This is a genomic window from Acanthopleuribacter pedis (assembly GCF_017377855.1).
In the GTDB taxonomy this organism is placed as follows: domain Bacteria; phylum Acidobacteriota; class Holophagae; order Acanthopleuribacterales; family Acanthopleuribacteraceae; genus Acanthopleuribacter; species Acanthopleuribacter pedis.
In genome coordinates, this window is the sequence record NZ_JAFREP010000002.1 from 131,573 (window position 1) to 143,540 (window position 11,968).

Annotated in this window: 6 protein-coding genes; 3 read left to right on the forward strand and 3 right to left on the reverse strand. The window is 57.9% G+C overall.

Going from position 1 to position 11,968, the window contains the following annotated elements:
* Positions 1-20: 20 nt before the first annotated feature.
* Both J3U88_RS02385 and J3U88_RS02390 read right to left on the reverse strand, forming a co-directional pair.
* A complete protein-coding gene (locus J3U88_RS02385; protein WP_207856528.1) occupies positions 21-1,331 on the reverse strand; it encodes a DUF4032 domain-containing protein in 1,311 nt (436 codons plus the stop codon).
* A gap of 375 nt (positions 1,332-1,706) precedes the next feature.
* Positions 1,707-4,925, reverse strand: coding sequence for a hypothetical protein (locus tag J3U88_RS02390; RefSeq protein WP_207856529.1), 3,219 nt, complete (start codon positions 4,923-4,925; stop codon positions 1,707-1,709).
* Positions 4,926-5,565: 640 nt separating this feature from the next.
* On the opposite strand from J3U88_RS02390, the gene J3U88_RS02395 reads away from it, so the two are divergent.
* From J3U88_RS02395 to J3U88_RS02405, 3 genes are read left to right on the forward strand one after another with little or no spacing between them, the layout of a single operon-like run.
* Positions 5,566-6,906, forward strand: a complete 1,341-nt coding sequence (locus tag J3U88_RS02395; RefSeq protein ID WP_207856530.1) for an OmpP1/FadL family transporter — start codon at positions 5,566-5,568, stop codon at positions 6,904-6,906.
* The gene (locus J3U88_RS02400) at positions 6,903-9,062 is read left to right on the forward strand and encodes an ATP-binding protein (protein WP_207856531.1); all 2,160 of its coding nucleotides are present in this window, start codon (positions 6,903-6,905) and stop codon (positions 9,060-9,062) included. The genes J3U88_RS02395 and J3U88_RS02400 overlap by 4 nt, the downstream gene beginning before the upstream one ends.
* Positions 9,063-9,109: 47 nt before the next feature.
* Positions 9,110-10,630 carry an AAA family ATPase gene (locus J3U88_RS02405; protein ID WP_207856532.1) on the forward strand — a complete coding sequence of 507 codons (1,521 nt, stop codon included), beginning with the start codon at positions 9,110-9,112 and terminating at the stop codon, positions 10,628-10,630.
* 29 nt (positions 10,631-10,659) lie between these two features.
* Here J3U88_RS02405 and J3U88_RS02410 read toward each other — a convergent pair whose 3' ends face one another.
* On the reverse strand, positions 10,660-11,958 hold the full coding sequence (locus J3U88_RS02410) for an ATP-binding protein (RefSeq protein ID WP_207856533.1): 1,299 nt from the start codon (positions 11,956-11,958) through the stop codon (positions 10,660-10,662).
* Between the last annotated feature and the right edge of the window lie 10 nt (positions 11,959-11,968).

The window sequence follows — 11,968 nt, forward strand, 5'->3', positions numbered from 1 at the left end:
GGGTGGGATAGGTGGGCTGCTTATTCTTTACGCGTTGTTTCGTTTTTCGCGAGGTCGATTTCAATCGGTTTTTTTACGGTTTTTAGCTCAGGCGTTGTGACTTGGGTCGTCGGTTCTTCCACCTTGCCGCTGAGGCGCTCTTCCGCCACGTTTGGCAGGATGCTGGTAATGTAATCGCGCGTCGCTTCCTCCGTGCCGACATCCGCCGCCGCCGCTTCCGATAAGAACCAGCGGTGCTCCAGGATTTGGTGGAAGAACTCCGGGCCCTCCAGCTTGCCGGCCTGGTCTTCCGGGATTTTGAGCAAGGCGGGTTTGTAGACCTCAACCAGCCAGCGGTGGGCCGCCACCGCCTGGGGAATGTCGCGTTTCTCCTGCTCGCTCAGCCAAGCGCGGTGGCGGTGGATTTCGTTGAGGATTTGCCGGCTTTGGTTCTCTTGGGCGATCAGGCCGGTCAGCTCGTGTAAGCGACGGCGATGGTGGCCTTCCTCCACCACCTTGGGGCGCATGCGCAGCCGCGTCCCGTCGTCCGTGGTGCGCATTTCCAGCTCCTCCACGTCAAAACCCAGGTTGTTGAGTTTCTTCAGGTAGGCGGCGATGCGGAACTGATGATCGCGGCGGAATACCGTGTCGCGGGTGATTTCGTGCCACAGGCGCTCGTAGCGTTCCACCAAGTTGTTGGCGGTTTCGATGGGGTCGATGCCCGGCGGTAATCCGATTTGCGCGGCGACGTCCATCAGCTCGCCTGCCACGTTTTCTTCCGCCACAATAAGGTCGTAACGCCGTTGTCCCTCGGAAAGTTGCGGGTGCATTTCACCGGTTTCGGCGTCGACCATGTACGCCGCCAAGCGACCTGCATCGCGACGAAACAGCGTGTTCGACAAGGAACAATCGCCCCAGTGGAAGCCGGCCAGGTGCAGTCGTACCAAAAGGTTCACCATCGCATCCAGCAAACGATCCTGGTCGATGGGCAGCCTGCTGCCGCTCAGCAACGTCCGGTAGGGGAGTGCGAACTCCAAAAAACGCGTGATCAGCAATGCCATCATGTGTCCTGGCTTTTCGCCGCGCTCGGTGATCAGTGCCACCGGTTGAACCGCGGGGAGGTCGTGTTCCTGTAAGGCGCGCAACCAGCGGTATTCGCGGGTTGCCGGACGCTCGGGCAATTCCTTGACCGCGTAAACGATCCCGTTGCGGGCCGCAAAGCGAACCGTGTTGCGTGAGATCCCGCGCGGCATTTCCACCAAAATATCGTCCGGCCAATCTTTCAGTGGCAATTCCCAGGGCAGGTCGGCACCGGAAATGAGGTCGGAGGGGGAACACACCTGAATCCGCATGCTGGGCTCCTTCAATACAGGCGAAGCATGTGCATTCATGCAGCTTGTGCCGCATGAAACCGGTCGCTTTGGACCGGAGGCGACACGTCATTTTATGCAGCGTCGCCCGTGGGAACCCAGGGTCGGTGTTGTGAATGGTGGCTTATCGGGTGATGAACCGTGGATCGGGCTAGCCCGCAATTCTCACAAGGATTCGTCGCGAGAAGCCGAAAGCCTTGTGCGTACGAAGATTACGACGGAGAGACGGGACAGGGGTCCGACCTATCGGCGTAGCAGCTGAGGCGAAGGCGACTCGACCGAGTAAGGCGGATGGCCGCCCCCTTGTAATCGCATGGGTTTCGGCTTAGTAGCAGAATTCCTTGGGAGAAATGCGGGCTAGTTGCCGTTAAGGTGCAGCGCGCTCGCCGCTTCAATCGAATCGGAATCGTAGCGGCCGCGGAACAAAACCCCGTAAACATTGTTGAGGTCGTTTTGCACGTGAATGGTGCGAACGGTCGCTAACTCCTGTGATGTCAGGTTCGGAAACAATTCGTTGACCGGTTGCTCCACGTGTCCGCGACGCGGCATAAACAAGGTTTTGGATGCGATTTCTTGGCCCAAATCGTCAATTGCGCGGATGAACACGGTGGTGTCGGTGATGTCGATGTTGGTCAGCGAAATGCGCGACCAATAAGTGTCGTTCTGACGAATGCCGGAAATGAGCAGTTCGGTTCCGTCGAAATAAGAAAGCGGTAGGGCGGCCAAGCTTTGGTCGTCAAAATCGCCGTAAAGCAACATGCCCATGATGGGGTGTGACGAGGCCACCACCATCCATACCGGTTCGTTCGAGCCTTCCGGCACCAGGTAAAGGTCCTCGGCCAAATCGACACGCCGCGAGCGGCCGGGAATGGTGATGGTCTGTGCCGGCAGAATCTGGCCCTCGGCGTCGTAGGGGAAAACGCGGACGACGGCTTCTTCCGGGTTGGGGTTCGACATCACCACGCCGGTAAACCACTCCGGGTCACGGCCGTTGGCGATATAGGGGACCACCAAAATTTCGCCCAAGGTGTTGGTGAGCGGAATGGCCGCGGCGCGATTTTCGTTGTTGCGCTGGATCAAACCGAAACCGGCCAAGCGGGTGCCCAGATCGAAGCTGGATATTTTGGTCCAACTGGTTTCTTTTTCAAAAAGGTCCAGGCCGATGTCGAAACGATCCGTGCCGCCCAAGGGCACTTGGCGCGACAGCCGTTCCCCGCTGGAGTTCTGCAGTTCAATGGTCAAGGTTTCGTTTTTGGTATTCAGCACGTCCAGGTCGTCTAAACCCGGCTGCGCATTTTGCAAAACAAGGGTGGTTCTCCAGTCAGCCGGATCGGGCACGTGGGGCATGTAGATGTCGGTCTTGAATTCGTCGATTGAAGGGATGCGGTAGGCGTAGCGCGAGTTGGGCGATGCGCCGGCTTGATCGGAAAGAATCGGGCCGATGGGACGGGTGGAGTTCAAAACCACGGTGTAGGGTTCGGCGCGTTCGTTGTACTCGTAAATCCATTCTTCCAGGGGTTCACCGTTAAAAATACTGATCAAATCACCGTCCATGCGTTGGTAACCAATGATGTTGCCCTCGCGATCAAAGATGGTGAAGTTGATTTGGTCGGTGCTGTCGAGGAGCGTGGACACTTCTAACTCGGCTTTATCGGAGAAAGGGAACAGGTAGCGGTCGGTGTTGTCCTTGCACTCAATGCGGTAGCTGCGCAGGGAAGAGGCTTCGACGGTAAACAAGCGGCGTTCTTCGCTGTCGCGCGTATCGTCGGCAAACAGGGGAGGGCTTGAGGAGCGGAAGCTGCTCACCGCTTGCACCAAACCGTTGGGGGCTGCTTCCAAGGTGTAGTAACGGCCGGGGCTGCGGTCCTTGGTGTTTTGCGCGATGATTTCGTTGCCGGTCAGGCGACTGACGCTGTGCCAGTTGTTGTAGGAACCAATGCGCTGGGCTTGGTCCCCGTCCAAACGGTACAGGTGCAGTGCCGAGGCCGTTTGTAGCCAGAGTTGGTCGTTGCGCACGATGACGGTTTGTACCGGCTCCGTTTGATTGAGGTCCAACATGACCCGGGTATTCAAGTTGTTCAGGTTGGGGTGCAACCGCACCGTGGCGCCGTCGTGGTGGATCAGGCCGCTTTGGGAAAGGGTGAAATCGCGGTGGGAAACCTCGGAGTCAAAGGAGACCAATTCGGTAAAGGTCGCGGCGTTGGCGAAGGTGGCCGATCCGTTGATCAGGTCGTTTTGATCGATCACATAACCGGTGTAGTTGCGTCCCTGGTAGTTGCGGTTGACCAGCAGAATCGCGAGTTGGTCCTCGTAAACCGAAACCCGCTCAACCGCGCCGGTAAAGGCTTCTTCCAGGACCGGGCTGATGCCGCCGTCGGCGTCGACCAAGAGGACGGTCAACTTGGAGAGACTGGCGCCGGGTTCGCTGGTAACAACGTACAAAACTTGACCGTTGCCGGTGATCGACTGGATTTTTCCGGCGAAGGTTTGCGCCTCGCGGGGGGTGACTTGTTCGACAAAATCGCCGGCAACACCCGCGCTGAACAAGCCGTTAACCGAGGCAAAAAAGAGGTGGCCGGAGGCGACGGCGACACTGGAAATGGCGCCGTAACGACTTTTCAAATCGTGACCGGGCGCTAAACCGCCGGCCAAGGGTTCGAAACTGCGCAAGGTCCAATCGACATTGTCGTTGCCTTCATAAATGAAGTAGACGTGGTCACCGACGGCGCGCAGGCGGGTGGCGCCGATTTCGGCGAGCGGGGTGCCCGCCATCGGCAGTTGGATCGGGCTGTCCGGCGGGATGATGTTGCGTCGTTCGAGCCGGTCGGCAAAACGCAGGAAAAGATGGGTATCTGAAACGGACCAACCGAAAACCAGATCCCGGGCGTTGTTGCGGAAGTATTCGCCGGTACGCGCGGCGAGCCCGCTTTCATCGAAGCCGGCCCAAAGGATGCGGTCGGCGGCACGGACCACCAGGCGATGGCCGGGATTGACATTGTTCTGTAGTTCCATGCCGTAGAAACGGGTTTGGCCCTCGACGTCCAGGGTAAAGCTAGGCCCGGCGAAGCGACCGTTTTCGACGTAGCGCCACTGAACATTGTTTTCCTTGGTGTGAACCGCGACAACGTTGCCGAAAGCCAAGATCCCGTGGCCCGCAATCGGCCAGGTGTCCAGTAAGTCTATGTCGCTTAGGGTTCGGAATTCGTGCAATTGGACTTCGTCCGCGTGGCGGGTGATCACGTTAATGCCGACCACCGTCGCCGATTGGATGCCGGGGATCAGGATCTCGCGGGCGCGGGCGCTCCAGTTGGCGGGGTCACCGTCGAGGGGGACGCGGGTCATACCCACATCGGCCGTGACCACAAAAACGGCGTTGCCTTGAGGAATGAGTTGGGTAATTTCACCGGGAATGGGGACGGTAAACAAATCCGTGCGACTGCGATCCAAGAACCGAATCTCAAGACCGTTGCCCGTGGCCAACACCATATAATCGTTGACCTCGACCACATCGGTGTAACTTCCCGAGGTCAAGGTGGCGTTTAGTGGGACGGCGATGCAGGCCTGTAAGGGATGCAAGTGAACGGCGCATAAGGCCGCACATAAGAATAAAAAGCAGATCATTCGCAACATACGATAAAACCCCAAGCTCAAGGCTAACCACTGATTGTAGCAATCGTCGGGCCAAAACGGCCAGTGAGAATTGGTACAGGTCGAGGTAAACCGCGTTTCGCGCCCTCAATGGATCAACGCGCGATTTCGCGTGGGATCCGGTCGTGTTCGTTTCCTTTGTTCCCTTTTGCGCCCGGTCATTTTGTCCCGCGACCTGTCAACCTTCCCGATTGCCCACAAATGCGCGCTTTCTTTTTTTACGAGGCTTAGGGTATGCTTGCTCCTTAATTTATGACGCGGCTTGCCTTAACGGCTGTCCCGGAAGGCTGCTCCGCCGCTGCCTTCCCGAGCTGTCTCGGCATCTGGATTCGCGTTAACAACCATCCTTGCTTCTTCACCTGTTCGTTCTAATCTGCCGGCCCACGCGGCATCCCCGTTGTTGCCCGACCATGAATGATTCTTGCTAGGGATCTTTTTGTTCCTCGGCAAGGCTTCCAACCGGCCAACCACCCAGCGCACCCGCGAACGGTCTACGCCGCCTCGGTCGGTCTTCATGAGCCCGGCCCGCTTCCCGATGACGCTTTTATGAAAGGATTGGGAATACCTTTTGATTTTGGATAGGTTCACCATGGCACTCGGCCGGTTGATGCATCGATTGTGGAACGGGATGTTGCCCTGTCTCGCCATGCGGCGACATATCCCGCCCCTTTTCGGATTGATCGTCTGTTTGGGTGGCCTTCCCGTGTGGGCCCAGACCAACGAGGAAGTTTTTCGCGAATTCCAATTCGATTTCAGTTTGCCGGGCGCCCGTGCCGCCGCCCTGGGTGGCGCTTTTATCGGGACCGCCGACGATGCCTCCGCCAGTTATGCCAACCCCGCCGGCTTGGCGTTCCTTGCCGAACCCGCCATCACCCTTGAGTACCGCCTGACCGAGCGGGACGGCCGTGAGGCCTTTTTTCTCAACGCCGGCAACACCTCTTTTACTCAGGAAGCTGTTGACTTTGAACAGCTTAACTTCTTTGCCGCCAACTACCGGTTCGGCTCCTGGTACTTCGGCGCCTTCCAGTACCGCTACCTGCAGGATCGGCAAAACCGAGACTTTGTTTCCAGCTCCTTCACCGGCGATACGCAAATCGGTGAGCAGCGGCGTATTTCCCTTGATTTAAGCGGTGATATTCGTGGGCTCGGCGTGGCGCGCCGCTACGGTGACTTCAAATTGGGGGCCACCCTGAATTGGTTCGAATTGGTGGGGCGAACCAGTTACGGCCGCGAGGGTTTTGAACAAACCATTGGTGAATTGCCCGAAACCTTTGATTTCAACTCGTCCATTGATGATACCGATCACGCCTTCGGCTGGAGCATCGGCCTGTTGCACGAGGTGCGCGGTGATTTCACCTGGGGATTGGTGTACCGCAGCAATCCCAAACTGTTTTTACAGGAGCAGGTTTCGGAAAGCCGCAACGGCCTGCCGTTTTTTGAAGACGAGATTGCCGTCCCTTTTGCCGTGCCCGACGTATTCGGCGGCGGCGTTCAGTATCGGGTGCTGCCGACCGCGCGTCTGATGCTGGATTGGCAAAGAATTTTCTACAGTCAGATCATTGGCGACGATTTTGCCATTGTCGAGAACGTGGAGGAGGAACGGGTCGAGAACTACGTGGTTGACGACATCGATCAATTCCACCTGGGCTTTGAGTATTTGATCGCCGCCAACCACAACGTGTGGGCCGTGCGCGGCGGGTACTTCCGCAACCCCCGCCACACCATTCGCTATCGCGGCGACGACGAACGGGTGGCGGAACGTTTTTCGGTGACGGGTCTAGGCGACGAGGACCACGCCACCGTCGGTTTTGGCTGGGTGTGGAACAACCGGTTTGAGATCGACCTCGCCGCGGACCTTTGGTCAACCGGCCGCGAGGTCACGCTGTCGGTGATTTGGAGAAAGAAATGATGGTGCTGCTGTGGTTGATGCTGGTCCAGAACCCGAGCTGGACCTGGTACGAGCACTACGAACAGGGTGTCAAACACTACCAGGCGCAACGCTACGAGGATTGCCTCGCCGCGATGGAGGCCGCCTTGGCCAAAAAAGCCGAACCCAAGCGCAATCAGTTCACCCGCGCCGTCCAAAAAATTGATTACGCCCCGTTTTATTACCAAGCCTTGAGCCATTACGCGCTGGATCAATTACCCGCCGCCAATGCCGCCGCCCAGCAGGCGTTCCGCGGCGAGGTGGTGGCGCAATCCGCCAGAATGCAAGCCGATTTGACGCCGATCTTCGAGGCTTATCGCAGAAAGGCCGCTGAACTCAGTGCCGCCATTGAAGCGGAACGGGTGCTGCTCGACCAACGTCGCCGTCTGTTCCAACACCTGCAAAACGGTCGACTCGATGATTTTCAAAAAGAATTGGCCGAGCTGGCGCGGCAAGGCGTTGATACAAGCGCTTTTGAAGATATGCGTGCCGTGCTGCAAATGCGCGAGGATGTCGCCGCCAAGGACCAACGCTTGCGCCGCGAGTTAACCGAACGCATTCAAACCGGCCTGGACCAAGGTGACTTGGCCGTGGCCAAGGCCCTGTTTAACACCTACCGCGATCAAATTCCAACCGGTCGGCAAGGCGAGTTTGAAACACGCATCCAAGCCCTCGAATCCGAGCGCCGCCGCAGTCAGGCCGACCGGGACGCCGCCGCCCAAAAAGACGCCCAGGAAGATGCCGACACCAAGGCGATGCTGGCTCAAATCGAGGAACAGGCCAAGTCATTGGAACAAGAAAAAGCCCAACTCGCCAACCAACTGGCGCGCTCCGAGGGGAAAAACAAAGAACTTCAGGACGAGTTGGAAAAAGAACGCACCGCGAGTGACGCCATGCCGTTGCCTTCGGAATTCACCGGGGTCTTGTTGCTGCGGCGCGAGGGTTTGCGGCAACTGCTGCTTGAAGCGCGGTTCCTCGGTGCCGAACAAATTCAAGACAGCGTCCTGCGTGTGAACGGCGAGGAACACCACCTCGAACTCGAGGTGATGCCCACCGAGCAACCCCAACAACACCACCGCATCGGTCGCCTGAACGCCACCGACTTCGGCGATTACGAGGTGTCCTTGGTGCTTCGCGATGATTTGGGGCGCAGTCTCGAATTGCGGGAAAGCCTCACCCTGACCCGGCCTTGGTACCTCCATTTCCAACTGTACCTGGCCCTCGTCCTGTTGCTGCTGGTATTGGTGATCATGCGGGTGGTGCGCCGCAACAAGGCCCGCAAACTGGCGCGCCTGCGCCATTTCAACCCCTACATCGCCGGCAGCCCGGTGCGTCGACCCGAGATGTTTTTTGGTCGGGAACGCCTGATGCAGCGCATCCAAGGTTCGCTCCACAAAAACTCATTTATGATTCACGGCGACCGCCGCATCGGCAAAACCAGTTTCCTGCTGCAACTCAAAAGCAACTTGGAAGCCCTGGACGCCCCTGAATATCAGTTTTACCCGGTATTCATCGACCTTCAGGGATTGCATGAACCCGACCTGTTTCATCATTTGATGGCCGAGGTGTGTACCGCCGCCGCCGATTGGGACGTGGACCACGAGGATCTTGAAGTCCATCAGCGTCAAGAAGGTTACTTGGCCAGGCACTTTGCCAAGGACATCAAACGGTTGATCGGGCGCTTGGCCGATCACGCCGACCGTCATGTGTTGATCGTGTTGCTGATGGACGAGGTCGACGTGTTGAACGAGTTCAGTGACAAGACCAACCAAAAACTGCGCAGTATTTTTATGAAGGATTTCGCCGAGCATCTCAGCTGTATCATGGCCGGGATTCACCTCAAAAAAGAATGGGAGAGCAGTGGTTCACCCTGGTACAACTTCTTTGAGGAAGTGCCGGTGATATCGCTCGACGAGGAGGCCGCGCGCGAGCTGATCCTCGATCCCGTCGAGGGCATTTTTACCTACGAACCCGCCGCTGTGACCGCCTTGCTCAAGGCCACTTCCGGTCATCCCTACCTGATTCAAAAGCTGTGCATCAAGTTGGTTGACCAGAAGCTGCAATCCGGTTTGTTTCACATTCGCCTGGGCGACGTGGAACAATTACTGCAAGAAAAAAGTGAAGAGGCGCGCGCATGAGGGCCGTGAAGGCACGCGGCGCCGGCTAATTTGAGAGGAAAACACGCATGTCATTTGTCATTAATCGCTGGGTACGCGGCAAGGATTTTGTCGGGCGCGGTGAACACTTGGAAGCTTTACGACAGGAGGGGCTGCGCACCAGTTGGATTCTGGGCAACCGCCGCGTCGGCAAAAGTTCGTTGCTGCGCCAGGTGGAATGGCTGTGCCGTGAAGGTTACTGGCCGGATCAGATGGCGCTGTATTGGGATTTGCAGGGATCGGGCAATGTCGAGGGCTTGCGTGATTCGTTTTTGGAGGCCTTGGAAGACGCGGAGGAAGTGGCGGAAGAACTGGATCTGGACCTCGACGCCCTCGAGGAAGCGACCTTTCAAGAGCTGATCAACCGCTTCCGTCGCCGCGTCAAAACGCTGAAGGGCAAACGCTGTTACCTGCTGATTGACGAATGCGAGGAGTTGGTTGACGTGGCCGCGGGGGAACCCGCGGTTTTGGCCGTGTTTCGCAAGTTAACCCACGGTTCGCGTAACCTGACCATCGTGATGGCGGGTTCGATGCGCATGTACGATTTGGACGAATCCCAGGCGCGCACCTCGCCGTTTTTGCCCGATTTCCTACCGCCGCGCCTGCTCGGTCCGTTTAGCGAGGAAGAAAGCCTCAAGGTGCTGATGAGCAAAGGTTTGGAAGAAACGGTAAGCCGCGATATTCACCGCCTTACCCTGGGCAATCCACACCTTGTCGCCTTGTTGGGTGAACATTACGAGCGCCATGGTGATTTGGATTTGGTGCTGGAAGAGATCAAACACGGCAAAGCGGCCTTTTACTTTTTTAATTCCAATTTTATGTGTTTGCCGGACGAAATGCGCGCTTGGTGGGAAGCCGGCAACGCCGCCGCGCAAATCGCGGCCCTGCCCGTCAACCATCCCCATTTCGCTTACGTGCGTCAGTCGGCGCTGGCCGTCGAACGCGACGGCCGGGTTCACATCAGCCCGCTGTTGCAATGGCTGGAAACCGGTGGCCTGGACCCGGCGACGGCGCCGCAACCGCCGGTGGCCAACGCAAGCCCCGGCCCGGCGCCACCCAGGGCCGAGGATCCCGTGTTCCAATTGTTGCGCGGTTTCGCCCGCCGCGACAAACCGCTGTCGGCAATGATGCCCGCGCAACTGCTGGCCGCGGACGATCCAGCCGAGTGGATCCAGAGCGCCCAAGAACCGCCCAGCCTCGAGTTGGTGCAATCCCTGCGCGACCCCGAAATCACCCCGGACATGATCCTCGCCGGTGCCACCCCGGAATACCTCAACCAGGTGAGCGGCGATGCGCGCACCCAGGTTTATTTGGTGGGTTTGTACCTGTACCATCGGTTTGTCGGCCACGCGCCGGGTGAAAGCTACGGTGATTTGTGGGAACGCGCCGGGTTTTTGGCCGAAAACGACATTGTGCTCAGCGACGCCGAGGTGGCGCGTTTCCCGGACCGCCGCCTGGCGATGGTGACGGCACGGTGTCTCAAGGTGCGGCCCGACAGCCGCTACAGCGCCCTTTCCGCCCTGGAAACCGATCTCAAAACGGTTTTTTAACGGGTCCCCGGCGCCGCGGCTTTTTCGCCTCAAGCGGGTAAATGAATCGAAACCACCGTGCCTTCGCCCGCCTTGGATTGGAGGGTTAAATCGCCGCCGTGCTCTTTGACCACGATATCGTAGGCGACCGAGAGGCCCAGACCGATGTGCCCGGAACGCACGCCTTTCGCGGTGTGGAAGGGCTCAAAAACTTTGGTGTGGTCTGTTTCTTTGATGCCGCATCCGTTGTCCTCCAAGCGGATGATCACCCCGTCCGCCACCTGTTGGGTTTTCAAAACAACCCGGCCCGCTTTACCGGTTTCTCCTGAGACTGCTTCAATTGCGTTGTTGGCCAAGTTAAGTAACGCGTGGCTCAGGGTTTGCGGGTTGATCATGATGTCGCCCAGGCGCTCGTCCAAATGAAACATCAAATCGACCGACAGGCCGCCGTGGACCAGCTTGTGGTGGTGGTAGGCGAAATTCACGTATTCCGCGGCGAATTCGTTTAACGGGGTGGGGCGCTTTTGCCCACTGGTCGGTCGGATCATCGCCGCCATGGCGTCGACAATGCGGTTCATGTGCCCGCTTTGGGTGTTGATCACATCCGCGTTGGCGTGCAAATCCTCGAATACCCCGTCCAAGGCGATCTTGCCCGCTTCGTCCAGGGGTTGGTGCAGCAGTGCGCGGCCCTCGGCCACCAGTTCGCACATCATGCGCGATAGGTTGGTGATGAAGTTCAGCGGGTTGCGAAACTCATGGGCCAAACCGCCGGTGAGCACCCCCATGGCCGCCATTTTCTCCTGCATCACCAATTGGTCTTTTTTCTGTTCCAACTCCGCGTTTTTTTGCTGGAGGGCCAGGGTGCGTTCCGTAACCTTGGTCTCCAGCGTTTTGGTGTAGCGGCGGATTTTGCGTTTCATGTCCGCGTATTCCAGGGCGCGTTTGACCGTGAGCAAAAGCTGCGGTGGGTCGTAGGGTTTCAGCATGAACTTGTAAATGTTGGCGTCGTTGATGGCGTCGATAATGGCTTTAACGTCCGCGTAACCGGTGAGAATGATGCGCACCGTGTCGGGAATCAGGTCCTTGATTTGTGCGAACAGCTCGGTGCCGGTCATTTCCGGCATACGTTGGTCGCTGATGATCAGACTCAGTTCCTCGCGGTTGTCCATGGCCTGAATTTGCGCGTAAGCGTCGCGGCCGTTGGGACTGGTCATCAAACGGTATTGGGCCCCAAGCAGATCGACCAACACGGTGAGGTTGTCCGGCTCGTCGTCAATCAGCATAATCAACGGCTTATTGTCGTTGCTCCCGCGAATGGCCGCGATTTTATCTTTATTAAATAATGCCATTTCCGACCTC